This window comes from Marinitenerispora sediminis, from assembly GCF_003336425.1.
Lineage (GTDB): Bacteria > Actinomycetota > Actinomycetes > Streptosporangiales > Streptosporangiaceae > Marinitenerispora > Marinitenerispora sediminis.
This window is the reverse complement of the sequence record NZ_QEIO01000038.1, coordinates 1-24389: the sequence shown is the minus strand read 5'-3', so window position 1 is coordinate 24389 and position 24389 is coordinate 1. Positions and strand designations below refer to the sequence as shown.

Sequence of the window (24389 nt, the reverse complement as noted above, 5' to 3'; positions counted from 1 at the left end):
GACGATCCGCAAACCCGCGACCGGGTGCTGCGGGCCTGCCCGGCTCGAACGCTACGGCCCGCGGTACGGCGTCCGCTGCCGCTACCGCCGTGGGGCCGGCGACGGCACCATCGACACGATCCTGGAGACCCAGGTATGTCACCAACCCCAATGGTCCATACATCTCGGGCCGATCGCCGCCCCGGTCGGCCCGAGTGCGCAGCCGTGCGGCGGTCACGCTGCTCGCCCGGCCCCCCGGGAGGTGCGGGGCGCCGGGCCGGCGCGCGGTGGAACCGCGTCCGCCGGGAGAGCCCGCCGGGACCGGCGGGCGTTCCGGGCGCCGCCGCCGGGGTGCGGCGTGCGGGCTGGCCGACTCGCCCCCACGCGGTCCGGGCGGACGGTTGCGCCGCCACCACGGGACCGGCACCGCCCACGGGCGCCGCTGGGCGCCGGCGGGCGGGACACCGTCCGCGCCACCGCCCACCAAGGCGGCGCGGCGCACCCGTGCGGCGGGCGCGGCAGTGCCGCGTCGGCCGGGGCTCGTCCGCGGCCGAGCGTGGACGGCACCGGCCGGCCAGGTCCCGCTGGTGCGGCCCTGGGAGGCCGGCCTCCCGGGGCGGACTCACCGTCCCGTGCCCCCGGCCGCCGGATCCAGGTGCCGGTCGAGGTACCGGTCGAGGTGAGCCGCCAGTTCCGCCACGGTGGGGTGCGCCCAGATCGCGTTCACCGGTATCTCCACGCCGAGGCCGGTGCGCAGCCGGTTGCGGAACTCGACGGCCATCAGGGAGTCGATCCCGAGGCTGCGGAACCCCGCCGACGTCCGGATCGCCGCCCGCGGGGCGTTGGTGATGGCGGCCACCAGGCCCGTCAGGTGGGTGCGCAGCAGTGCGCGGCGCGGTGCGCCCGTCGCCGCGGCGCGGATGGCGGTGATCTCGCCGTGGCTGCCCCCGGAGCCGGTGCCGCCCCGGGGCACCAGCGTCGAGAACAGCGGCGCCGCGGCGGTGTGCGAGAAGCCGCGGAACCATACGGCCGGCTCGAACGGCCCCATCGCGGTGTGCACCCGGTCGTGCGCGACCAGGGCCTCGAAGGCGGCCATCCCCTCCTCGGTGCTGATGGTGGCGGCACCGCGCTCGGCGAAGTCCTGTGCGAGTCCTGTCTCGCCCCACGGGCCCCACGCGATGCTGAGCGCGGGCAGGCCGCGGGCCCGCCGCCAGCCAGCGAAGGCGTCCAGCCAGGCGTTGGCGGCCGCGTAGTTGGCCTGCCCCGGGTTGCCGATGAGGGTGGACATCGAGGAGAACGTGACGAACCAGTCCAGATCGCACCCCTGGGTCGCCAGGTGCAGCTGCCACGCGCCGTCCACCTTCGGCCGCCAGACGCGCTCCACCCGGGCGGCGTCCAGGGCGGAGACCGGGGCGTCGTCGAGCACCACCGCACTGTGCAGCACCCCGTGCAGGGCCGCTCCCGCGGCCGTGGCCGCCGCGACCAGCCGCGGCGCGGTGGCCGGGTCGGCGATGTCGCCCCGCACCACCTCCACCTCGGCCCCGGCGGCACGCAGCTCGGCGATGGCCGCCCGGGCCTCGGCCGACGGCTCGGAGCGGCCGTTCAGCACGATCCGGCCGGCGCCGTGCCCGGCCAGCCACCGGGCCGCGGCCAGCCCGAGGCCCCGCAGGCCGCCGGTGATCACGTAACCGCCGCCGGGCCGCACGGCCGGCGAGCTTCCCGGCTCCGGCGCCACCCGGACCTCGCCGTCCCGCGGCATCCGCACCACCAGGCGTCCGACGTGCCGGCCGGCCGCCATCACCCGCAGCGCCTCGGTCAGCCGGCGGAACGGGAACACCCGGACCGGCAGCGGGGGCAGCCCCCCGGACTCCGCCTCGGCGAGCACCGCCTCCAGCCAGGAGCCGGCCTCGTCCGGGTGCCGCTCGATGAGCGAGGCGAGGTCCAGGGCGCTGTAGGTGGCGTTGCCGCTCAGCGCGCGCAGGCCGATCGGCGTGTTGGCCTGCAGGTCGCGCTTGCCGAGCTCGACGAACCGGCCGCGGGGTGCGAGCAGCTCCAGGCTCGCGAGCATCGCCGGGCCCGCCAGCGAGTTCAGCAGCACGTCCACCCCGCGACCGCCGGTGGCCTCGCGGACCCGCGGCGCGAAGTCCAGCGTCCGGGAGTCCAGCACGTCCCGCACGCCCAGCCCCCGGAGGAAGCCGCGCTTCTCCTCGGTGCCGGCGGTGGCGATCACCCGCGCGCCCGCGGCCCGGGCCACGTGCACCGCGGCCAGGCCGGTGCCGCTCGCGGCGGAGTGCACGAGCACCGTCTCCCCGGGCCGCAGCCGCGCCCGGTCCCGCAGCGCGGCCCACGCGGTCAGGTACGGAACGCCGAACGTCACCGCCTCCTCATCGCCGAGGCGGTCCGGTACCCGCCGGGCCAGCGCCGCGTCGACCAGCCGGAACGACCCGGTCATCCCCAGCGCCATCGCCAGCACCCGGTCGCCGACCGCGACGTGCCGCACGCCCGGTCCCGCGGCGGTGACCGTGCCGACGCAGTCGATCCCGATCGGCGAGTCCTCGCCGGCCTCCTCGGGCAGCAGCCCGAGCACCAGCATGGCGTCCCGGAAGTTCACCGACACCGCGCTCACCCGCACCTCGACCTCGCCCGGGCCGGGCGCCCGGCGCGGCCGGTCGACCAGCCGCACGCCGCCGAGCGTGCCGGAGCCGTCCGGCACCGCGATGAAGCCGTCCCGGCCGAACGCCCGGGGCGCCGTCCGCGGCGGCCGCCGCTCGGCCGCCCCCAGCGGGGCGCGGGTCACCCGGGCGACGTGCCGCTCGCCCTTGCGCCAGGCCACCTCGTCCTCCGCGGTGTCGGCGCACAGCTCGGCGACGAGCGCGTCGGGGTCACCGTCGACGTCGACCAGGCAGGGCCGCAGCTCGGGATGCTCGGCCGCCAGCACCCGGACCAGGCCGCGCAGCGCACCCTGGCCGGGGTCCGCCGGCCCGTCCGGACCGACGTCGCGCCCGCCCTGCGTGACCAGCCACAGCCGGGGCAGCGACGCGCCCTCGGAGTGCGCCCGCACCAGCGCCACGCAGGAGCTCACCCGGCGCAGCGCGCCGTCGCGGTCGGGCTCGGCGTCGGCGACGGCCGGCTGCACGCACACGACCACGCCCGCGAGACCGGCGCCGGAGCCGTGCTCCGCGGCCCCCGCGGCGACCGCCGCCGCCCAGGCGTCCGGGGCGAGGCCGGGGCCGGGCCGGACGGCGGCGGCGCGGCGCCCGGCCGCGGCCAGCCCCTCGACGAGCGCGGCCGCGAAGTCGGCCGCGCCGGGTTCGGCCACCACCAGGTATCCGCCGGTGGCCCCCTCCGCGGGCCGGGGCGGCGCCGTGGACCGCCAGGTGACCTCGAACAGGCGCTGCGGGAGCAGTTCGGCCGCGGAGGGCCGCGGCAGCCGCGCCAGCGTGATCTCGTCCACCACCGCCACCGGGACCCCGTCCTCGGCGAACAGCGCGGCCCGGCCGCGGCCCCGCTCGCCGTCGGTGTCCACCACCTCGGTGCGGCACCAGCGGATCGGCGCACCGTCGCGCAGCAGCCGGAAGCCGTCGATGCGCTCGGGTACCCAGGGACGGCCGGACGCCCCGGGGGCGCCGCCCCGGGACGCGCCGCCGTCCAGCCCGAGCAGCAGCGGCTGGAGGCAGACGTCGAGCAGCGCGGGGTCCAGGTGCACGCCGGCGCGGTGCCGACCGGCGTCGGGGACCTCCACCCGGCCGAGGAAGACCGTGCCGCCCTCGGAGGCGGCGACCCCCGAGGTGCCGGTGAAGGCCGGGCCGTAGTCCGGGCCGATGGCGGCCAGCGTCCGGTACAGCTCCTCCCGAGGCACCGTCACCGGCGCGTGCTCCGGCGCGGTGAGCGGCGGCGGCTCGGCCCGGTCGGCCGCCGCCACGCGCCGCACCCGGCCGTGGGCGTGCCGGGTCCAGCCTCCGTCGCCGCCGCGGGTGAGGATCTCGACCTCGCACGCGTCCGGCCCCGCGGACGCGGCGCAGGTGAAGACCTCGACCCGCTCGGCCAGCGCGAGCAGCCGTTCGATGCCGACGTCGTGCACCGCGACCCCGGTGGGCGCGCAGCCGAACGTCTCGCACCCGGCCGCCAGGATCATCTCCAGGAACCCCGCCCCGGGGAAGATCGGCACCGAGCGCACCCGGTGGTCGGCGAGCCACGGGTGCGCCGCGGTCCCCACGTCACCGCGCCACACGAGCCGGACGCCCCCCGGGGCCGAGGGCACGGGGACCTCGGCCCGCCCGCCCAGCAGCGGGTGCGCCCCGGTGGGCGCCGGGTGGTCGGGCGCCTCCAGCCAGTACCGCCGGCGCTCCCACGTCGTGGCGGGGACGTCGGCCAGCCGGCCCGGGAAGGCCCGCCGCTGGTCGATCCGGCCGCCGGCGCAGTGCAGCGCGGCCAGGTGCGTCGCCACCGCGGCGGCCTCGCCGCGCCCCCGGAGCAGTGTGGGGAGGGCGGTCACGCGGTGACCGGCGGCCGCGGCGGTCTCCTCGACCGCGCCGACCAGCAGCGGGTGCGGCGAGACCTCCAGGAAGATCCGGTGCCCGTCGTCGAGGAGCGCCTCGGTGGCGCGGGCGAACTCCACGGGACGGCGCAGGTTCGCCGCCCAGTAGCCGGAGTCGAACCGTGCGGCGCCGCGCGGATCGTCCAGGACGGTGCTGTAGAAGGGGACGGCCGCGGGGGCGGCGCCGAGGTCGCCCAGTGCGTCGATCAGCTCGGCCAGCACCGGCTCCACGCTCGGCGAGTGCGCCGCCACCGGCACGGCGACGGGCTGCACCTCGACCCCGGCGCCTTCGAGGTCGGCGCACACGCGCCGGAGCTCGTCCCCGTCGCCCGCCACCACCGTGCTGCCCGGCGAGGCCACGACCGCGACCCCCACCCCCGGGTAGCGCCTGCGGGCCAGCCACTCCTCGACCCGCGCGCGCGGCCACGGGACCAGCGCCATGGCGCCCCCGGAGACCTTCTCCAGCAGCCGCGACCGCACGCACACCACCCGCATGCCCTGTTCGGCGGTGAGCATCCCGGAGGTCACCGCCGCCGCGGCCTCGCCCATGGAGTGCCCCACCACGGCCGCCGGGCGCACGCCCCGCGCCCGCCAGACCGCGGCCAGGCCCAGCTGGATCGCGAACACCAGGGGCTGCACGACGTCCATGCGCGAGACGGGCGCGCCCGCGGCGATGACGTCGCGCAGGTCCAGCCCCGACTCCGACCGCGCCACCGGCCCGACCTCGGCGATGGCCTCGGCGAACGCCGGTTCCGCCGCCAGCAGCTCGCGGGCCATCCCGGGCCACTGCGACCCGTGGCCGGAGAACACCCAGACCGGGTCGGCGGCCGCGTCGGCCTGGCCGGTCAGCACGCCGTCCGCGGAGCGCCCGGCGGCGAGCGCCCGCAGCCCCGCCGCCAGCTCCGCGCGGTCGCCCGCGACGACCGCCGCGCGGCACGGCGCGTGCGAGCGCCGGGCCGCCAGGGTGTGGGCGACGTCGGCCAGCGGCGCCGCCGCGCCGCTGCCCTCCAGCCACCGCGCGACGCGCTCGGCGGTCCGGCCCAGGCCGCCCGGCGAGACGTGCGACACCAGGAACACCCCGGGCCGCGCGGCCGACGGCTCCGGGAGGGCGGCGGCCTCCGCCGGGTCCGGTGCCTGCTCCAGCACCAGGTGCGCGTTCATCCCGGTGATGCCCAGCCCCGCGACCGCGGCCCGGCGCACGCCCGGCACCGGCCACGCGGCGGCCGAGGTGGGGACGAACAGCCGCGCGCCCTCGGCGGCGCCAGCCCCGATGTCGGGGTTCCAGGTGCGGAAGTGCAGATTGGGCGGGACGATCCCGGCCCGCAGCGCCAGCACCGTCTTGATGAGGCCGATGACCCCGGCCGCGCTCTCGGTGTGCCCGACGTTGGTCTTCACGGCACCGAGGGCGCACCCCCCGCTGCTTCGGCCGTAGACGGAGGAGAGCGCCTCGAACTCGATGGGGTCGCCGGTGGGCGTGCCGGTGCCGTGCGTCTCGACCAGGCCGATGTCCTCGGGGCGCACGCCCGCGCGGCCGAGCGCGGTGCGGATCACCATGCGCTGGGCGGCGGCCGAGGGGTGCATGATGCTCTGCGACGGTCCGACGTGGTTGATCGCGCTGCCGCGCAGCACGGCGAGGACCCGGTCGCCGTCGCGCCGGGCGTCGGCGAGCCGCTTGAGGACGACCACGCCGCAGCCCTCGCTGCGGACGAAGCCGTCGGCCGCCGCGTCGAAGGCGTGGCAGCGGCCGGTGGGGGAGAGCACGCCCGCCTCGGTCAGCCCGGTGGTGCTCACCTCGTCGAGGGTGATGTTGACGCCGCCCGCCAGCGCCATGTCCGTCTCGCCGGCCTGCAGGGCGGCGCAGGCCAGGTGCACCGCGATGAGCGAGGCCGCGCAGCCGCCGTCCAGCGCGACACTGGGGCCGTGGCAGCCCAGCAGGTAGGAGAGCCGCCCCGCCACGCCGCTGAGCATGGTGCCGGTCGCCGAGTAGACCTCGGCCCGCGCCCGCGAGGTGTGCAGCATGTAGCCCAGCTGCGTCATGCCCATGTACACCCCGGTCTGACCGCCGCGCAGCCCCCGCGGCGGGACGCCGGCGCGCTCCAGCGCCTCCCACGCGACCTCCATGGCCAGCCGGATCTGCGGATCGATGAAGGCCGCCTCGCGGGGGCTGATGTCGAAGAAGGCGGGCTCGAAGTCCTCGATCCCCTCCAGCCATCCCCCCGCCGGCCGCGCGGCGGCGCCCGGCGGGTGCCCCGGCCGCCGGCCGCGCGCGTCGCACTCGGCCACCAGGTCGCGGCCGGCCAGCAGCCCCTCCCACAGCGCCTCCGGGGAGTCCACGCCCGCGGGGAGCCGGCAGGACATGCCGATCACCGCCACGGGCTCCCACGGCGCACCGGAAACACCGGGATTGTCCGAGATGCGGCGTTGCGAGGACTCCGCCGGGCGGGAAAATGGCATGGATATCGTGCTCTCTCTTGTGGTGGTCGGCTCCCACCGCGAATTTATCGATGAAAAGAGAGCGGGATGGATGAAACTTCAATTTTGCGGCTGAGGAGGCCCGAGAAAGCGGCCCGGTGGATATGGGACGCGTGCGGTGAACGCGCGGAAACGGCCGCCGGGGTCCCGCCCCGCGCGTGCCCCCCCGGGTCGCGAGCGGCCCCGGCGGTGCGCACGCGGTGCGGACCGCCGGGGCCGGTGGCCGGGTCAGCCCCGGACGCCCCCGGTGGCGGGCAGCGGGCGGTTCGCGCGCAGCAGCCGCCACAGGCCGGCGGCCCGCAGGCCCACCACGGCCTGCTTCGCGGCATCGGCGGCGCGCCCGGGCAGCAGCCGTTCGGCCGCGAGCGCCACGCGCGCGTCCACACCGACGGCGTAGCGGGCGCGCGGGCGCGGGTCCGTGAGGGCGCGCCGCACCGCGCGCGCCACCGGCTCGGGCGACGACGGCAGGCGCCCGGTCACCCACGGCCGTACGGCGTCCAGCAGCCGGTAGCAGTCGGCGTAGGCGGACGGCCCGATGGCGGCCATGCCGGTGAACACCTCGTTCCAGAGCTCCGTGGGGTAGCAGCCGGGCTGGACGATCACCACCCGGACGCCGTCGCGCTCGGCCTCCATCCGCATCGCGTCGCTGAGCGCCTCCAGGCCGTGCTTGCTCGCGCAGTACCAGCCGATCATCGGGGTCGCCACCCGCCCGGACAGCGACGACACGTTGACGATGCGGCCGCCACCCTGGTCGCGCATCACCGGCAGGGCCAGCCGCGCGAGCTGCGCCGGCCCCAGGAGGTTCAGCTCCAGCACGTCGCGGGCGGACTGCTCCGAGACGTCCTCGACCGTCCCGCTCATCGCCATCCCGGCGTTGTTCACCACCGCGCGGAGCCGGCCGCCGCTCAGCTCCAGCGCCTCGCCGAACGCCCGCTCGCGCGAGGCGGCATCGGTCACGTCCATCAGGACGGTCCGCAGGGTCACCCCGTGCCGCCGCGCGCTGGCCAGCAACTCCTCCGCGCGGACCTGGTCGCGCGTGGTGCCGATCACCCGCCAGCCGTCCCGGGCCAGCCGCATCGCGATCGCGCGGCCGATGCCGCCGGTCGCGCCGGTGACCAGAACCGCACCGCTCATCCATGCCTCCTCGCCTCGGGCCCGACACGCCGGCCGTGCGCACCGGTTCGGCCGTCGGGCGCACGACGGGCACGGGACGCGGGCGCGAGTGGTGGCGCGGGGCCGGATCGGTTGCCAGGTGAGGCGCGCGGGGGTGGAGGAACGCGACCTCGGTCACCGAGTATCGCAAGCGCCGTGCGTTTTGTGAATCGCTTTCCTGGCGCTCATCGGATTTCCTGGAAAGGCGTCGGAGAAAGAATTTTTGCTATCGGGTGGATTCTGTGGAATCTGCTGATTGTTCGCGAAGTGTCGGCGATGGGGAGTGAAAAGAGCGTACGGAGCCCCGGATTCCCGTCGACCGGGCCCGCTGCTCCGAGCGGGCGGGGTACGTGCGGCGCGGGGCGCGGGCCGAATCGGTGATCCGGGACCCGCACCCCGCGGCGGTCGGGCTACAGCAGGACGTTCACGCAGGCGAGCCGGTCGCCGGCCTGGCCGGCGTGGCCGGGGTCGGTGTGCGTGTGCTCGGCGTGGATCACGATCGAGCGGGCCTCGCCCGACCGCGGGACCCAGTCCACGGTCGTCTCCGACTTCGCCGCCCCCTGGGAGTCGGTGGTGAAGTCCAGCCACGCCTCGTTCTTGTCGTTGGCGTACTTGGGATCGGTCGACGGCTGGTGCGAGTCGGGGTCGTTCTGGTAGTGCGGCCCGGAGTCGTCCGGGTTGGGGCCGCACGGCTTGGTGTGCAGATGCGCGCCGTAGGCCCGGTCGGGCTGCAGCCCGCGCACCCGCAGGACGAACTCCGTCCGGTCGCCGGCCGCGTGGACGTCCACGGCGACGTTGGCGCCCTCGGGGACCGCCTCGTCGTAGGTCACGGCCGGTGCCCCGCTGGCGTAGGGCGCGAACTGCCCGGTCACGGCCGCCGAGCCCGCTCCCTGGCCGGGAGAGGGGGAGGTCCCCGCCGGACTGGGCGAGGTGTTCGGGGACGGCGAGGCGTGGTGTTGGCTGGGCGTGCCTCCCCCTCCTCCGCAGCCGGCGAGGAGCAGCGAGGTCAGGGCGAGTCCGACGGCGGTACGCGTCGTGCGCATGGCGAGCACTCCAAGGTAGGAACGACACTGGTTGGGTTCTCCCCGCCCCGGGGGCGGGGAGTCCGGCTGCCACCGGCCGGGCGCCCGGCCCGTCGCCGGGCGCGGACGGCGACGCGCCGTCCGCCGCCGGCCGCGGGCGGCCGCCGAGGGCCCGGTGGTCAGGACGGTCCCGGCTCGGCCGGAGCCCCGGAACTGCCGGGCTCGGCGGAGCGGGCACGTCCGGTGCCTCGTGCGGGGACCCGGCCGCTGGGTGGCCGCGGCGGTCTCCTGCTGGACGTACGGCCGCCCGCGCTCCGCCGGCGGGCCCGCCGCTCGGCGGGCAGCCGGTTCCCCGGCGGGTCCACCCGGCACTTGTACGCCATTGTCACGCCACGGATCTTACCGACTGTCTCCGCGTGAACACTCACCGTGGTCGTTCGGCGTGGCACGTGTCCCCGTGCCGGCGGGGCGGCACCGACCGCGGCACCGCCCCGGGACGCCTGTGGGCGCGGCCGCGCGTCACCCGGAGGTGAGCACCTCGAAGACGTGCCCGTTGGGATCGTCGAAGTAGACGGTGCGGCCGCCCCGCTCGGTGTTGATCTCCCCGTAGCCCTTCGGCTCGTGGGGGCGGGCGTAGTAGCGCAGGCCGGCCGCCACGATCCGTTCGAAGATCTGGTCGAACTCCTGCTCGCCGACCTCGAACGCGTAGTGGTGCGGGGCCAGCCGCATGGGGCCGGACTCGCCGCTGTCAGCGAAGTCCAGCGTCACCGAGTCCCCGATCTGGAGCGGGACGAAGGGCCCGACCGGGCGGCCCACGGGCAGACCGAGGAGGTCCGCGAGGAAGGCCGCGGCGGCGTGCTTGTCGCGGCTGGGAACGATGGTGTGGTTGAGCGAGATCGCCATGGAGTCCTCCCGCTGGGCGGATGTCCGAGTTGCCGGAGCACCGCCGGCCGGTCGCTGCCCGGCGGGTGCCCCTCCCCACGTTAGTCAGCGGGGGGAGGCGGTGCCGTCCCCGGAGCCGGGCAACACTTTCCCAAAATCCGCCAACGGCTGGCCGGGAGGCCGGCGCCGGGGCGGTGGCCCTACCGTTCCGGCGCCGCCCCGGACGCGGGACTACTCCTCGCTCTCCTCCGGCTCCTCGGACTCCTCGTCGCCGTCGAAGATCTCGTCGACGACCTCCGCCGCGACGTACCCGGCGGCCAGTCCGCCGGCCACTCCCAGCGCGACCCCGGCCGCCCCGCTGAGCATGCCTCCGCGCTCCTCCTCGTGGTGCTCGTAGCCCGGGTGCCCGTATCCGTGCTGCCCGTATCCGGGCTGGCCGTACCCCGGGTGTCCGTAGCCCGGCTGGCCGTAGCCCGGCTGGCCGTAGCCCGGCTGGCCGTATCCGGGCTGGCCGTACTCGGAGTGGCCGTACTCGCTGTAGCCGCCGTGCCCGAGGTAGCGCCGGTGCGCCTCCAGGGCCTCGGCGATCCAGGCGTCCAGGCGCGGCGCCCAGTCGGGGCGGTCGGCCTCGGCGTGGTCGGCGCGGAACCGGCCGTAGACGTCCTGGCCCTCGTGGAACATGCTGCCGCGCTTGTCGAACTCCAGAACCACGTCGACCCCGTGCGGGGCGGCGACGAAGCTCACCTCGACCTCTTCCACCTCGTGGGCGTAGCGGGGCGACGGGTAGTACTCGATCTCCTGGAAGACCGGGAGCTGCTGGCCGGTCCCCGCCAGGTGACCCGGGTGCAGGTCGGCGTTCTTGAGGGTGAAGCCCAGGTGCGCGAACGCCTCCAGGATGCGGTCCTGCACCGGAAGGGGGTGGACCCGCAGCGGGTCGATGTCCCCCTTGTCGGCGGCGTTGCCGATGATGACGTCGGTGCGCACTCCGAGCACCATGCCGGGCAGCGTGCCGCCGCCGGCCTCGGTGATCGGCAGCTCCCACGGCAGCGGGAACCGGAACGGCAGCGAGGTCCGCTCGCCGGCGGCGAGCCGGAAGGCGTGGCTCACCGTGATGCTCGCGAACTCCACCCCGGCGGTCTGCTCCTCCTCGCCGAATCCCCCCTCGTGCTCCACCCGGCCGACGAGGGTGAGGACGACGGCGTCAACGTGGGCGTCGTCCGAGCCCCCGGAGAGCTCCACGTGCCCTTCGAGGAGTGCGCCGGGACGCACGTCGGGGTTGGCCAGGATCGTGTCGACGCTCGGGCCGCCGACCCCGAATGCGGCCAGTACGCGTTTGAAGACCATCGTTTCCTTCCAAGTGCGTGTCGTGGGGCGGAGCCGCCCCGTCCGGGAGCCGGTCCGCCGGGCTCGCCCGACACACGTCGGGAGCCGGCCCGCAGACGGCTCCGCTGGGGGCAACGGCGACCTCGGGCGGGTGGTTCCGCCGGATCACGCGCGGCCGCCGGGCACTCCGCCGCACCGGCGGACCTGCGGCGGGCCCGTCGGGTTGAGAGGGGGCCTGACCTGCGTGGACAGCGGGAACCGGGTGGCCGGCGGGGGTCGGGCCGGTGCGAGGAGCGGACCCGCACCCGGCGGTTGCGGACGGGCCGAAGCAGGGGATGCGTCCTGGCCCCCTCGCGGCCCCGCCGACCGGGCCGGCCGCACCGCGCGGTCCGGGACGGCGCGGCGCCGGCGGTGCGGTCCCGAACACGCGCGGCCGGCCGACTACCCGATCACACCGGTACGAAATTTCTGTAGGCTCGCGATCGTGAGGACGGTGTTCGAGTGGCCGGCGGATCGGGGACCCGCACAGGCGGCCCCGCCGGCCCGCCCGCGGCCGTACCCCGCGCCCGGCGCGGCCCTCGTCGGGCGGTGCCCGCGGACCGGGAGCGCGCGGGCGTCCACGGCCGTGCTCGGGCGGCCGGTGCCGGGCGGGCACCGCGGCACCCCGTGCGGTGAACGCCTCGGCACCGCGGTGGACGTTCCGGTGGGCGGTCGACGACTCGCGTCCGCCCCGGAGCCGGCACGGTGGCGAGGTCCCTGCCTTCCGCGGTCGGCGGTGAAGCAGGAGCGCCCGCGGCAGGCGCCGCGGGGTTCCCTCTCCGTGAGGAAGTCAAGCCAAGGAGTTCCGTCATGGTCGACAACGTTCGCCCCCTGAGCTCGGCGCCCAGCGCGAGGGCCCGCGCCGAGGCGGCACGGCTGAGCGCCGACGGCGAGTTCGCCGACCTGGTAACCCGTATCCTCGACGCTCTGCGCCACCGCTCCTGGGCGAAGATTCCGGCGGTGGACGCCGAGGAGCGCTCGCAGGTCCGCAGGGCGGCGCGCGCCGCCGCCGCGGAGCTGGGCCGCCGTGTGACGACCAGTATGACCAACGACAACGCGCTGCTGATCGTGCTCGCCGACCACCACCCCGAGGCGGCCCCGCCGTCCGGCTGACCCACGGCCGCGCGACCGTTGCCGGCGGTCGCGCGGCCGTCGGCGGAGCCCCGGAACCGGCCAACGGGGCCGTTCCCCCCGTTGAGCGACAAATCGGTCGCGTCCGGTCCAGGCCGGTGCCGTTCTGCCCCATAATCGAGCTTCGTGATGACGGAATGCGCGATCTATCGCGGCGACGACCGGATCGAGGTCGAGGGAGACATCAGCGACGCCCTCGACGCCGCCCTCTCCGCGGACGAGGAGGCGTTCTGCTGGATCGACCTCCACGAGCCCACGGCGGAGGAGTTCGCGCTCGCGTCGCGGGAGCTCGAACTCCACCCGCTCGCCGTCGAGGACGCCCTCAGCCCCCACCAGCGGCCCAAGCTGGAGCGGTACGGCAAGGCCGTCCTCGTGGTGCTGAAAGCGCTCACCTACGACCCCGGGGCCCGTGACGTCCGGGGCGGCGAAATCGTGGTCTGCCTCGGCCGCAACTACGTGGTCACCGTGCGCCACGGCGACGTGGACCCCGTCAAGACGGTGCGCCGCCGGCTGGAGGGGGACCCGGAACTGCTCCGTTTCGGCGCGCCCGTCGTGCTCTACGGGGTGCTCGACGCGATCGTCGACGACTACGTGGACATCGTGGACGCGGTGCAGCAGGACGTGACCCGCATGGAGGAGCGGGTCTTCGTCGAGCGGGCCCGCAGCCTTGCCGGCGACATCTACGCGTTCAAGCGCGAGGTCATGGAGATCCACAACGCCACCCAGCCGATGGTGCCCGTCACCCGGGCGCTGGCCGCCGGCGACACCGTGCGGGTCACCACGGAGGCGCGGCCCTACTTCCGGGACGTCGCCGACCACTCCACCCAGGTCGCGGCCCGCGTCGAGGCCGTCAACGAACTGCTCGCGCAGGTGCTGTCCGCCTACCTCGCCCAGGTGAGCGTGCAGCAGAGCGAGGACGGCCGCCGGATCAGCGCGTGGGCCGCCATCATGGCGATCCCGACCATGGTCGCCGGGGTCTACGGCATGAACTTCGAGTTCATGCCGGAACTGCAGACCAGATGGGGCTACCCGTCGGCCATGCTCTTCATCGTCGGCGCGTGCACGCTGCTGTACGCGCTGTTCAGACGCAGCCGCTGGCTCTGAGCCGGCCCGCGCCAGGCCCGGGCGCCGCAGGACACCGCCAGCACGCCGCCTGATGAGGCCGCGCGCCCCGGACAGGGGCGCGGCCGGGGCTCCATGACGGGAGACGGCCGCGCGGCCGTCTCCGCGGCGTCCGGCCGTGGGACCCGGCCGTGGCGCGGGCGCGCCCGCGGTGGACCAGCGCCCCTACCAGCCCAGGGGCGGGTGCCCGTGCCGCGGCCCACTACGCGTCGGCCCGGCCGCGCGTACCGGTCCGCTCACCCTCCCGGGCGACGCCGCCCGCGCGAGAACGAGCGGCCACGCCGGCCGCGCCCGCGGTACCGGCCGCGCCGCTCGCCGCTACCAGCCGAAGGCCCCGCCCTCGATGAGGATGAGCAGGCCGATACCGATGAGCACCACCGGCAACAGGATGTGCCCCCACCGGCTCAGCGCCCGAGCCACCACTGGCCGGCTGGTGATGACCCGCCCCGCCACGCACCACACGCCCACCAGGAGCAGGAACACGGTGGCGTACACGCTCATCCCGCCGGTCCCGGCCGTGGCGAACACGGGAACGTACACCCCGATGTTGTCGCCGCCGTTGGCGAAGGTCACCACCGCGACCTCCAGGACGCCGGGGCCCCTTCCCCCGGACGGCCCGGCATCCGGCCCGCCGTCGCCGCCCGTGCCGCGATCGCGCCAGGCCTCCCACGCGGCCTTGAACCCCAGCAGCAGCGGCAGCAGGCCCAGGTAGGGGAGCGCCGCCTCGGGCAGGAACGTCGCCCCGAACGCCGCCGCCATGGCCACCACCAGGATGGCCCCGAACCCCAGATACTGGCCCGCCACGATCCGCGCCGCGGAACCAGGACGCCCGGCGCCCTTGGCGAAGAACAGCGCCAAGATCACGATGTCGTCGATGTTGGTGACCGCGAACAGCCCGGCTGCCTGCCCGATCAGCCCCGAACTCGTCAAGCGTCCCCGCCCTCGCCCCGCTGTCCCCGTAGCCGGACAAGCCTATGGGGCGCCTGCCGGCCGATGACGCCCAGGCGTCCAGGCGGGACCGGCCTCGCCCGCCGGGCGGGGGCGCGTCTCCGGCTCCGTCCACGGCCGCGCTTCGCGGCGGGCCCAGCGAGCCAGGGACCGGCCGGGAAGAAGGCGGGGGAAGCGAAGGCCGCCGACCTCGCCACCGAGATCGCGGACCTCCGCCCCTCCCGCCGCTGTCGGGCGGACGTGTGCGCGACCTTCGTGTGCTCCGTGAGAATTCCCGGGCGTGGTCCGGACGGGCGCTGTGGCCTGCTGACGCCGCCAGCGGGACTGCTGCGCGCGGGGATGGCCCCGGTCCCGCGATCGGGTGGAAGCTGACGTCCTCGCGCTCCCCGACGCACGCGGGTAATGGCCCCGTCGCCGCGGAGAACGGCGGTGTGCCGCTCCCCGCGCGACCGGGGACGCCCCACGTCGCCGATGGCACGACCACTTGGCCGCCCTGCTCCCCGCGCGCGGGGATGGTCCTACCGCCGGAATCCGCCGCGGACACGGCGCCGCGCGTTCTCCGGTGCCGTTCGTCCGCTGAGTGGACATGTGGGCGGTTCGGCGGTCCGCTGACTCGCCATGCGGGCCATAGGCAGCGGCTTCGTCAGCCCCGGAGAATTGCCGGAATCATCCGCAGAGGAAATATCCGCAGGTCCGTCCCCGCGGGTCCGCGGGCCGAGACGCGTTTCCGAGGAGCCGCATGCCCGCACAGCACGCCGCAGCCGCCCCCGCCTCCGGTCGCCCCGGCGCCGATCCGCTGCCCCCGCGCCGCTTCGAGCTGCTCGGCGCTCCCTTCGACGGCGCCGCCACCCTGGGATGGCCGGGCAGCCGCTACGCGCCGGAGCGGATCCGGGCGGCGCTGGGGTGGATGCTCCAGCGCCGGGAGGACGGCCGGATCTACTGCCTCGACCACGGCACCACCCACCCCTTCCCCGACGACCTGCTGACCGACGGCGGCGACGTGCACACCGTCGCCCACGACCTGGCGGCCACCCTGGACGCCGCGGCCGACGGGGTCCGCGGCGCCGTCCGGGCAGGCCGGATCCCCGTGCTCCTCGGGGGTGACGACTCGCTGCTGTACCCCGCCGCCCGCGGACTGGCCGAGGCCGCCGACGGAACGGTGGCCGTCATCCACCTCGACGCGCACCTCGACCTACTGGACCGCAACGAGCAGCAGGGTACCCACAGCCACTCCTCGGGCATGCGGCGCGCCGCCGAACTGCCCAACCTGGATATCGCCTCCTCGATCCAGCTGGCCTCCCGGCACTTCAACTTCCCCTCCTCGCTGCGGTTCCGGGAGGAGCGCGGGCTGCGCAACATCCCCGCCACCGCCATCCACGAACGAGGCGTCGACGACGTCGTCGACGAGGTGATCGCGCACGTCAGCGGCGCCGACCGCGTACTCTTGGCGTTCGACATCGACGCCGTCGACCCGGCGCACGCCCCGGGGGCCGGCGCGCACGAACCCGGGGGGCTCACCTCCTTCCAGGCGGTCCGGCTGGTGCAGCGCCTGGCGCCGCACGTGCACGCCATGGTGCTGACCGAGGTCAACCCGCTGACCGACCTGCGGGACCAGACGGCCAACCTCGCCGCCTACCTGGTGGCGCACCTGGTCGTGCACGGCGCCGCGGCCGCCGGCGCCGCGGCCGGAGAGGACGACTGACGTGATCGACAAGCTCGTCATCGTCGCCTACTTCGCGGCGATGGTCGTGGCCGGCTACATCGGCATGCGCCGCAGCCGGACCGCGCAGGACTTCACCGTCGCCGGCCGCCGCCTGGGGCCGTTCATGTACACCTCAGCGATGAGCACGGTCGTGCTCGGCGGCGCCTCCACCGTCGGCGGCATCAGCCTCGGCTACCAGTACGGCGTCTCCGGCATGTGGCTGGTGCTGTCGCTCGCCCTCGGCATCGCGGCGATCGGGGTGTTCTTCGCCGGCAAGCTGTTCCGCGGCGGCGTCTACACGGTCCCCGAGGCGCTGCACCGCAGGTTCGGCGCGGAGTCGCGCGTGATGAGCTCCGCGGTGGTCGTCTTCTACACGCTCATGGTCGGCGTCAGCCAGATCGTCGCCATCGGCACCGTGCTCACCGTCGTGTTCGGCATGTCCACCGGCGCGGCCGCGCTGGTCGGCTGGGCCGTCATCATGGTGTACAGCGTGGCGGGCGGCATGTGGTCCATCACGCTGACCGACGTCATCCAGTTCCTCATCAAGACGGTCGGCATCTTCGCGGTGCTGCTGCCGCTCACGGTGCACGCGGTCGGCGGGCTGCCGGCCATGCGCGCCGAGCTGCCCGACTCCTACTTCTCGCCGACCGGCATCGGCCTGGGCACGATCGGCGCCTACTTCCTGCTGTTCTTCTTCGGCTTCATGATCGACCAGGGGAACTGGCAGCGGCTGTTCACCGCGCGCTCGGTGGCGGTCGCCCGGTGGGGAGCGGTGGCCTCGGGCGTCTACTGCGCGCTGTACGGCCTGGCGGGCGCGCTCGTGGGTGCGGCCGGGCGGGTGCTGCTGCCGGACCTCGCCAACCCCGACGACGCCTATGCGGGGATCGCCGAGGCGGTGCTGCCCGTCGGCGTCTTCGGCCTCGTCATCGCCGCCGCGCTCGCGGCGTCGATGTCGACGGCGAGCGGGCTGCTCATCGGCTCCTCCACCGTCCTCACCAACGACCTGCTGCGCCCGCTGGCGGGGGAGCGCGCCTCCACCGTCCGCGCGAACCGGATCGCGCTGCTGGCCGTCGGCCTGGTCGCCCTGGCGATCTCCTTCACGATGAGCAGCGTGGTCGGCGCGGTCACCGTGGCCGCCGACCTGCTGGCCGCCGGGCTGTTCGTCCCGGTGGTCGGGGCGCTGTTCTGGCGGCGGGCCACCAGGGCGGCGGCTCTGGCGTCCATCGCGGCGGGCAGCGCGGTGTGCCTCGTCTTCATGGCGGTCTCGGGGCTGTACGCCAACGAGCCCGTCATGTACGGCATGCCGGCCAGCCTGGTCGTGTTCGTGGGCGTGACCCTGGCGGCCCGGCGGGGCGGGCCGGGCGGGCAGGTCCGGCCCCCGGCGTTCGAGGACCTGGCCCCGGGCGCCGATCCGGCGGCGAACGCTCAGTCGGCGGAGTCCGCGCGCAGCGCCTGAGCCTGCAGCGCGATCGCGAGCTCCAGGCGCACGTAGGAGGAGTCGAGGTCCCGGCCGAGCACCTGCCGGACGGCGTCCAGCCGCGACCGCAGCGTGTGGCGGTGCACGCCCAGCTCGGCCGACGCGTCCGCCACGGACCCGTTGTGCTCCAGGAAGGCCCGCACCGTCGCGACGAGGGGGACGCCGCGCTCCTCCTCGGCGCGGCGGAGCGGGTCGACCAGCCGCCGCACCAGGGTCTCGGGGATGGAGCGCTCCGCCGACGCGAGCAGCAGCTCCACGACGCTGAGGTCGCGTACCGACGTCACCGTCCGCCCCTCCTTGCGGCCGATCGCCAGGGCCTGCCGGGCCTGCCGCAGCCCGTCGGCGAGCTCGGCGGCGGTCAGCACGTCGCTGACCCCGACCCCGCCCGAGAGGTCGCGCCCCCGGCGCTCCGCCGACGCGCGCAGGGCGTCGATCACCAGGTCCGCGCGGGTCGTGAGCAGCACGGTCTCACCCCAGTCGGTGGAGCAGGCCAGCGCCGGCACGTCCTGGTCGGCCAGCACGTCGTGCACGTCCTCCGCGTCCTCGTCGCCGGCCTCCGGCGCCCGGCCGAGCAGGATCACCACGACGCGCTCGGGGTCGATACCCCACGAGGTCACCAGGCGGGCGGCGGTGGCCGGGGCCGCGCCCTCGCGCAGCACCTCGCGCACCGCGTCCGCGCTGGAGCGCCGGGCCCGGGCGAGCGCCGAGCGCTGCAGCTCCAGCTCGTAGGTCACCAGCGAGGCGGCCGCCGCCACCACCCCGTGGTCGGTGCCGGCGAACGGGCTCTCCCGCCATACCAGCAGGTGGCCGCGGGTCCCTTCCGTACCCAGCGGGTAGCCGAGCAGGTGCCGCCGCGGCCCGGCGACCGAGAGGGAGCGCCGCCGCCCGTCGGCCGGCCGCAGCCCGTCGAGCAGCCCGCCGACCTCGCCGGCGGCGTCCTCGGGCCCCGCGGCGAGGCAGCGCCCCGCGCGGTCGACGACCGCGGCCCGCCCGCCCAGCTCCCGGGCGAGGACCCGGACCGCGCCGGGCGCGGCGCCGTGGTCGAGCACGGCGCCGGTGAGCCGCCGGTGCACGTCCAGGGCCCGCTGCAGCGCCGCGCGCTCCTCCTCCGCGACGCGGCGCGCCACCGCGCGCGCGATCGCGACGAACGGGGTCGCGTAGGGCACCACGAGGACGGGCAGGCCGGTCGAGTCCCCCGCGCGGACGACCTCCTCGGGGACGGCGGTGTGCACCACGTCCACGCCGATGCCGAGTCCGGCGGCGCCGGCGGCGTCGAGGCGCCGCGCGAGGGTGGCCAGGGACGCCGGACCGTCGTGGCCCAGCCCCGTGGTCAGCACCAGCGATCCGGGGTCCAGCCACGGGGTCGGATCGGGGACCTCGCTGGCGTGCACCCAGCTGATCGGCCGGTCCAGGCCGGCGGCGCCGGCCGCCACGGACAGCCCGAGCTCACCCCGGGAGACGAGTTCCCGCACGGTCAGCGGCATGGTCGGCCTCCCCTCCGCCGCACCGGCCGGGGCGGCCCGCGGCGGTGTTCCTGCGATCATGCCACGCCGTCCCGGCGGCCCTGCCGGGCCGGGCGGCGCTCACACCAGGTCGCCGCGGGTATGCCCGGCCGGCCGAGCCCGTCCGGCCGCGCCCCGGGAGGCGGCGCCGACTCAGCCGCCGCCGTCCTCCTCGGCGATCTCGCGCATGCGCCGGCCGGTGCGCACCGACTCCGGCTGGCTGCGCACCGGGCGCCGCCGGGCGTCGGCGGCCTCGTCGGCCTCCTTGACCAGCAGCCACGCCTCTTCGCGGCCGGTCCGGAACCGGCTCAGCGCGTAGCCGCCGGTCAGCTTCTCGCCCGCCAGCCGGAACGAGACGTGGCCGTGCTCCAGCCCCTCGGCCATGCTGAGCGCGCGGCCGCCTTTGTGCGTGGTGTTGGTGTAATGGCCGCGGTCCCAGAGCAGGACGGTGCCGCCGCCGTACTCGCCGGCGGCGATGGTGCCCTCGAAGTCGGCGTACTCCAGCGGGTGGTCCTCGGTGGGCACCGCCAGCCGCTTGTCGCGGGGGTCGGTCGAGGGCCCCTTGGGGACGGCCCACGACCGGAGCACGCCGTCGACCTCCAGCCGGAGGTCGTAGTGGTCCGTGCTCGCCTCATGGTGCTGGATGACGAACAGCGGGCGCTCCGGGGACCCGCCCGATGCGGTGTCATCGCCGGCCGGCTCGGCTGTGCGGTCGAAGCGCCGCCGTCGACGGTAGGTCCGCAGCTTGTCGTCGACCATGGGCTCCTCCTCCGGCGTGTGCTCCTGCCGGTCTCCTGCCCGGCGCCGGGCCGGGCATGCCCGGGGCGTTGACGGCGCGGCGGGAGCGGCCGGGGGGAGCGGCGGGAAGCGGCCGCGGCGCGGTCAGCCGGCCGCGGCGATCCACTCCCGCAGCGCGGCGGCGTCGCGCAGCAGCGCCTCGGGGTCGTCGTCCGGCACGAACTCCAGGGTGGCGTGCCGGTCGCGGCCGTCGGCGGCGAGCAGCTTGAGCGCCGGGAGCCAGAGGTCGGCGCGGTCGGCTAGGGGGAGCCGGTCGGTGAAGCCGTCGTCCCCCCAGGAGAACACGTGCACGGCGGCCAGGTTCGGCAGCAGGGCCTCGATCTCGCGCAGGCACGCGGCGGTGTCGGGACTCTCGCGCGGCTGCCAGTGGCCGGCCAGCGCCGGGGAGGCCACGGCCGCGTAGAGGTCGAGCGCGGAGCCGAGGTCGTCGGTCAGCGACTCCACGTGGTACTCGGGGCTAACGGCCATCCCGCGCCCGGCGGCGAGGCCGGCGCAGCGTGCCAGGTCGGCGGCGACCCGCCGCCGGTACGGTTCGTCGGCCTGCTCCGAGCCGAGGACGCCGGCCCACACCCGCACCCGCGGTGCGCCGAGCGCCGCCGCGGTGTCGAGCACCGCGGTGAACTCCTCCGGGTCGCTGTGGCCGGCCTTGTAGTAGGAGCCGTAGGCGGCGATGCCGAGCCCGGCGAGCAGCGTGCGCCGCCGCACCTGTTCGGCGACGTCGGTCCGCCCGGCGGGCACGTGCACGTCGCCGCCCCATTCGACGGCGCCGAGCCCCGCGGCGTGGGCCAGTTCGACGATCTCCTCCGCCGCCAGGCGCCGGAACGTCACCGATGCCAGTCCTGCGATCAGCACCCGCTGCCTCCCTCGCACTTCGTCAATGAGTATGAAAATCATTCTCGAATGAGCAAGGAAAAACAAGGCCCGGAGCGGGCCGGGACCGGGGACCGCCGGTCGCCGCCCGCTCCGGGCGCCTTCAGCCGGACCGGTCGGCGGCGCTGGGTCGCCGACCGCCGCCGCTTCGCTCAGCCGATCACAGGGCGGAGACGTTGAGCAGCAGGTTCGGGGTGCCGGAGCGGACCCCGCTCAGGACCCCGCTGCTGGCGTTGCTGCGCAGCCAGTTCTGGATGGTGGACTGGGAGTTGTCGCCGACGGCGTCCTTGTACAGCGCCGCCGCTCCGGCGACGTGCGGGGAGGCCATCGAGGTGCCGCTGATCGACCGGGTGCCGGTGATCCAGGTGGAGGTGATGGCGCTGCCCGGGGCGTAGATGTCCACCGCGGAGCCGTAGTTGGTGTAGGACGCCGAGGCGTCGGTGCTGGTGGAGGCCGCCACCGTGGTCACGCCGGACGCGCGGGCGGGGGAGACGTTGGAGGCGTTCTGCGTCTCGTTGCCCGCGGCCACGGCCACGAACACGCCGGAGGCGGAGAGGGCGTTCACCGCGTTGTCGAGGGCCGTGGACGCCGGCCCGCCGAGCGAGAGGTTGGCGACCGAGTTGGCGGGCGCGTTGCCGGCCACCCAGTCGACGCCCGCGATGACGCCGGCGGTCGTGCCCGAGCCGCTGTTGCTGAGCACCTTCACGCCGTAGAGCTCGACCTCCTTGGCGACGCCGTAGGTGGTGCTGCCGATCGTGCCGGCGACGTGCGTGCCGTGGCCGTTGCCGTCGATCCCGTTGCCGCCGTAGGCGTCGTAGGCCACCTGCGCCCGGCCGCCGAAGTCGGGGTGGTTCGGGACGATGCCGGTGTCGATGATGTAGGCGGACACGCCGGCGCCGGTGTAGTCGTAGGTGTAGGTGCGGCTCAGCGGCAGGTTGGTCTGGTCGATCCGGTCGATTCCCCAGGTGGCGTTCTGCTGGGTGTCGAGTGCGTGCACTTCGGCGACCTGCTCGACGAAGGCCACCTCGGAGCTGGAGCGGACCGCGGTCAGTTCGGCCGGGGTCAGCTCGGCGGCGTAGCCGTTCAGGGCGTCGTCATAGGTGTAGGTGACGTCGCCGGCCTTGATGCCGATCTCGGCGGCCGTGACGGAGCGCGGGGAGAGGTCGTCCTCCAGGACGACGATGTACTGGCCGTCGACTCCGGCGGCGCCGGCGGTCGTCAGCGGGGCGAGCTCCTCGGCGCCGGCCGAGCCGGCTCCGAGGACCACGAGCGGCAGCGCGAGCAGCCCGGCCGCGGTCGCCGCGACGGTCATCCGCTTCCCAGACGATCGATCCACGTCTTCTTCCTCCAGGGGGGATGGGTCCACGGCGGCCCATCGTGTCGGACGCCGTGGTGCGCGGCGCGGGTGTGCGCCGCGGTTGACCGAACCTTAAACAGATGTTGACGGAAATGGGAAGGGTCGTCACTTTACGTAAATGTTTCGCGAGCGATCACGGCTGTCCAGGTATGCCTACTTCACAGGTAGGGAAAGTGTGATGAGTTACGGGGTGTCCGGATATGGTCACAGATGCCACATGATGGCCACTATGTGTGACGGCGTAGCTGATTCCGGCACCGGAACCCCCTGCGGCTGGGGCGTCGGTACGATACGAGCGTGATTTGCCCCAAGTGCCAGAGCCGGATGAACACCTACGACCGACAGGGCGTTCGCATCGAACAGTGCGAACGCTGCCGGGGGATCTTCCTCGACCACGGGGAGCTGGAGCAGATCCTCTCCGCCGAGCAGCGCCACTACGGCGCCCCCGCCATGCCCTACGGGCGCCCCGACTCGCCCGCGCCCTACCGGGGGCGGCCGGACTCGCCCGGCCCGTACCGGGGGTACCCGGACTCCCCGCCCCCGCACGGCGGCTACTACAACGCCGACTCCCCGCCGCCGTACGGGCACCACAAGCGCCGGCGCAAGAGTTTCCTCGAGGACCTGTTCGACTGACCGGTGAATCCGCTCATCTGCGACGCGTGCGGCGGCCGCACGGACCAGCCGGCCGTCGCCCCCGGGGAATCCGTGGTCGTGTGCTCCGACTGCGGCGCCCGTCGGCGGTTCCGGCGGCTCCCGCTGTACTGCGTCACCGGTCCGAGCGGGACCGGGAAGTCCACCGTGGCGCGGCGGCTCGCCGACCGCCTGTCGGAGGACTACGTGGTCCTGGAGCAGGACGTGCTGTGGGTCGCCGGTCTGCGTGATCCGGCCGGTGACCACCGCGCGTTCCGGTCCGCGTGGCTGCGGATGATCGCGATGATCCACCAGAGCGGGCGGCCGGCGGTGCTGTGCGGCACCGTCGTCCCGCCCGAGTTCGAACGGCTGCCGGAGCGGGCGCTGTTCCGGGACGTGCACTACCTCGCGCTCGTCTGCGAGTCGGAGGAACTGGCCCGGCGGCTCCGGGCCCGGCCTGCCTGGCGGGAGTGGACCGAGCCGCGGATCGCCGAGATGCTCCGCTACAACGACTGGGTGCGGGCCGAGGCGGAGTCGATGGATCCGCCCATGGCGCTCCTCGACACCACGCGGGCCCGGCTGCCGGACACGGTCGACGCCGTCTGCGACTGGATCTCCGCGACCGCCGCGGCCGACGACGGCCCGCTCGGCGAGCGCCCGAAGAACATGGTGTGAGGGAAACGCCGGGAAATACGGGAGAATACCCGGCAATACGAAGAATGGCGTGCCACCTGGAATTCCAGGTGGCACGCCATTCGCGTGCATATGTCGCGGCCGGGACCGTCGACGGCTTCACGAACCGCGTGGATGCGGCTACGTTGAGTCAGGCCCGAGGCGGCCACCTCGGGTTCGGAGCGGCGGTGGGGCGGACGCCGAGGGGGCACCGCCGCTCCTCCACTCATGCCCGAGACTACGGAGCGGCATCGGGCAAGTCAAAGAATTTCCCGATCTGGTATTCCAGTTAGGGAATCCGCATAACCGTGGGGATTCGGAGCTTCCCGTGGTGCCGGCGCGGTGCTCCTGGAATGCGCGTTCGCGGGCGCCGGAGGTCGGTGCGGCACCGGCCGCGGGGAATTCGACACGGATATCCCCGCCGCCGCGGGACGGCGAAGCCGGGCGAATCCGGCGGGTGCGGCCGGGCAGGTCCTGTGTCCGTCCGCCAGCCGCGCGCGGCGCGCATCGGGCGCGTCGGGCGGCGCGGATCCGAATCCGCGGCCTGCGGCGCCCGAGGGGCCACGAGTCGTGCCCGCTCCCCGCCTGCGGACCGGAATTGCGCAGTCATGTGACCTATGTCACTCGATGGTGCGATGCCGTGGGGGAACCCACCGCGGCGGCCGGGCACCCCGATGCCCCGGGTCCCGGGAATCACGGCTCGGAAACCGCGGACCGTGCCGGGGCGGCGGATCCGCCGCCCCTCTCCGGGCGCCGAACGGCACCGGACCCGCC

At 75.4% G+C, this 24389-nt stretch carries 17 protein-coding genes; 7 read left to right on the top strand and 10 right to left on the bottom strand.

Features of this window, described 5'->3' with window-relative positions:
- Nucleotides 1–601: 601 nt before the first annotated feature.
- Nucleotides 602–6874, bottom strand: coding sequence for a type I polyketide synthase (locus DEF28_RS09870; protein ID WP_233515209.1), 6273 nt, complete (start codon nucleotides 6872–6874; stop codon nucleotides 602–604).
- On the opposite strand from DEF28_RS09870, the gene DEF28_RS27260 reads away from it, so the two are divergent.
- Complete coding sequence (locus tag DEF28_RS27260; RefSeq protein WP_147280198.1) at nucleotides 6873–7064, top strand: hypothetical protein; 192 nt, start codon at nucleotides 6873–6875, stop codon at nucleotides 7062–7064. The genes DEF28_RS09870 and DEF28_RS27260 overlap by 2 nt on opposite strands.
- Before the next feature lie 152 nt (nucleotides 7065–7216).
- Here DEF28_RS27260 and DEF28_RS09865 read toward each other — a convergent pair whose 3' ends face one another.
- From DEF28_RS09865 to DEF28_RS09850, 4 genes are all read right to left on the bottom strand, one after another.
- Nucleotides 7217–8122 (bottom strand): SDR family oxidoreductase, encoded by a 906-nt coding sequence (locus tag DEF28_RS09865; protein ID WP_114399436.1) that lies wholly within the window; start codon nucleotides 8120–8122, stop codon nucleotides 7217–7219.
- Between the two features lie 428 nt (nucleotides 8123–8550).
- Nucleotides 8551–9183 (bottom strand): superoxide dismutase family protein, encoded by a 633-nt coding sequence (locus DEF28_RS09860; protein ID WP_114399440.1) that lies wholly within the window; start codon nucleotides 9181–9183, stop codon nucleotides 8551–8553.
- Nucleotides 9184–9681: 498 nt separating this feature from the next.
- A complete protein-coding gene (locus tag DEF28_RS09855; protein ID WP_114399435.1) occupies nucleotides 9682–10065 on the bottom strand; it encodes a VOC family protein in 384 nt (127 codons plus the stop codon).
- A gap of 210 nt (nucleotides 10066–10275) precedes the next feature.
- Complete coding sequence (locus tag DEF28_RS09850) at nucleotides 10276–11388, bottom strand: sporulation protein (RefSeq protein WP_114399434.1); 1113 nt, start codon at nucleotides 11386–11388, stop codon at nucleotides 10276–10278.
- An 828-nt stretch (nucleotides 11389–12216) separates the two neighbouring features.
- Between DEF28_RS09850 and DEF28_RS09845 the strand changes: the two genes are divergently transcribed.
- Together DEF28_RS09845 and DEF28_RS09840 are read left to right on the top strand one after the other, a co-directional pair.
- A complete protein-coding gene (locus tag DEF28_RS09845; RefSeq protein WP_114399433.1) occupies nucleotides 12217–12519 on the top strand; it encodes a hypothetical protein in 303 nt (100 codons plus the stop codon).
- 147 nt (nucleotides 12520–12666) lie between these two features.
- Complete coding sequence (locus tag DEF28_RS09840; protein ID WP_199493195.1) at nucleotides 12667–13641, top strand: magnesium and cobalt transport protein CorA; 975 nt, start codon at nucleotides 12667–12669, stop codon at nucleotides 13639–13641.
- A gap of 336 nt (nucleotides 13642–13977) precedes the next feature.
- Here the strand turns inward: DEF28_RS09840 and DEF28_RS09835 are convergent, their stop codons facing one another.
- Nucleotides 13978–14589, bottom strand: a complete 612-nt coding sequence (locus DEF28_RS09835; protein ID WP_199493190.1) for a cadmium resistance transporter — start codon at nucleotides 14587–14589, stop codon at nucleotides 13978–13980.
- Nucleotides 14590–15346: 757 nt separating this feature from the next.
- Between DEF28_RS09835 and DEF28_RS09830 the strand changes: the two genes are divergently transcribed.
- Nucleotides 15347–16309 carry an arginase family protein gene (locus DEF28_RS09830; protein WP_114399431.1) on the top strand — a complete coding sequence of 321 codons (963 nt, stop codon included), beginning with the start codon at nucleotides 15347–15349 and terminating at the stop codon, nucleotides 16307–16309.
- A 1-nt stretch (nucleotide 16310) separates the two neighbouring features.
- A complete protein-coding gene (locus tag DEF28_RS09825; protein ID WP_199493188.1) occupies nucleotides 16311–17765 on the top strand; it encodes a sodium:solute symporter in 1455 nt (484 codons plus the stop codon).
- Here the strand turns inward: DEF28_RS09825 and DEF28_RS09820 are convergent.
- The 4 genes from DEF28_RS09820 to DEF28_RS09805 all read right to left on the bottom strand — a co-directional run bounded on the left by DEF28_RS09820 (nucleotide 17735) and on the right by DEF28_RS09805 (nucleotide 22292).
- Nucleotides 17735–19270, bottom strand: coding sequence for a PucR family transcriptional regulator (locus DEF28_RS09820; protein WP_158562786.1), 1536 nt, complete (start codon nucleotides 19268–19270; stop codon nucleotides 17735–17737). The two genes, DEF28_RS09825 and DEF28_RS09820, sit on opposite strands and share 31 nt — an antisense overlap.
- 171 nt (nucleotides 19271–19441) lie before the next feature.
- Nucleotides 19442–20047, bottom strand: coding sequence for a DNA polymerase ligase N-terminal domain-containing protein (locus DEF28_RS09815; protein WP_114400512.1), 606 nt, complete (start codon nucleotides 20045–20047; stop codon nucleotides 19442–19444).
- 123 nt (nucleotides 20048–20170) lie between these two features.
- Nucleotides 20171–20938, bottom strand: a complete 768-nt coding sequence (locus DEF28_RS09810; protein WP_114400511.1) for a sugar phosphate isomerase/epimerase family protein — start codon at nucleotides 20936–20938, stop codon at nucleotides 20171–20173.
- A gap of 178 nt (nucleotides 20939–21116) precedes the next feature.
- Entirely contained in the window at nucleotides 21117–22292 is a 1176-nt protein-coding gene (locus tag DEF28_RS09805; RefSeq protein WP_374058241.1) for a S8 family peptidase, read from the bottom strand.
- A gap of 318 nt (nucleotides 22293–22610) precedes the next feature.
- Here DEF28_RS09805 and DEF28_RS09800 point away from each other — a divergent pair, with 318 nt between their 5' ends.
- Together DEF28_RS09800 and DEF28_RS09795 are read left to right on the top strand one after the other, a co-directional pair.
- Nucleotides 22611–22946: a TFIIB-type zinc ribbon-containing protein gene (locus tag DEF28_RS09800; protein ID WP_114400509.1), complete on the top strand. Its 336-nt coding sequence runs from the start codon at nucleotides 22611–22613 to the stop codon at nucleotides 22944–22946.
- A gap of 3 nt (nucleotides 22947–22949) precedes the next feature.
- Nucleotides 22950–23618 carry an AAA family ATPase gene (locus tag DEF28_RS09795; RefSeq protein WP_114400508.1) on the top strand — a complete coding sequence of 223 codons (669 nt, stop codon included), beginning with the start codon at nucleotides 22950–22952 and terminating at the stop codon, nucleotides 23616–23618.
- Nucleotides 23619–24389: the final 771 nt, after the last annotated feature.

What these genes read in the sequence shown, in the direction of transcription:
- DEF28_RS27260 (WP_147280198.1), top strand. Translation starts at nt 6,873, where the DNA reads ATGCCGATCACCGCCACGGGCTCCCACGGCGCACCGGAAACACCGGGA.
- DEF28_RS09870 (WP_233515209.1), bottom strand. Translation starts at nt 6,874, where the DNA reads ATGTCCTGCCGGCTCCCCGCGGGCGTGGACTCCCCGGAGGCGCTGTGG.
- DEF28_RS09865 (WP_114399436.1), bottom strand. Translation starts at nt 8,122, where the DNA reads ATGAGCGGTGCGGTTCTGGTCACCGGCGCGACCGGCGGCATCGGCCGC.
- DEF28_RS09860 (WP_114399440.1), bottom strand. Translation starts at nt 9,183, where the DNA reads ATGCGCACGACGCGTACCGCCGTCGGACTCGCCCTGACCTCGCTGCTC.
- DEF28_RS09855 (WP_114399435.1), bottom strand. Translation starts at nt 10,065, where the DNA reads ATGGCGATCTCGCTCAACCACACCATCGTTCCCAGCCGCGACAAGCAC.
- DEF28_RS09850 (WP_114399434.1), bottom strand. Translation starts at nt 11,388, where the DNA reads ATGGTCTTCAAACGCGTACTGGCCGCATTCGGGGTCGGCGGCCCGAGC.
- DEF28_RS09845 (WP_114399433.1), top strand. Translation starts at nt 12,217, where the DNA reads ATGGTCGACAACGTTCGCCCCCTGAGCTCGGCGCCCAGCGCGAGGGCC.
- DEF28_RS09840 (WP_199493195.1), top strand. Translation starts at nt 12,667, where the DNA reads ATGACGGAATGCGCGATCTATCGCGGCGACGACCGGATCGAGGTCGAG.
- DEF28_RS09830 (WP_114399431.1), top strand. Translation starts at nt 15,347, where the DNA reads ATGCCCGCACAGCACGCCGCAGCCGCCCCCGCCTCCGGTCGCCCCGGC.
- DEF28_RS09820 (WP_158562786.1), bottom strand. Translation starts at nt 19,270, where the DNA reads ATGCCGCTGACCGTGCGGGAACTCGTCTCCCGGGGTGAGCTCGGGCTG.
- DEF28_RS09815 (WP_114400512.1), bottom strand. Translation starts at nt 20,047, where the DNA reads ATGGTCGACGACAAGCTGCGGACCTACCGTCGACGGCGGCGCTTCGAC.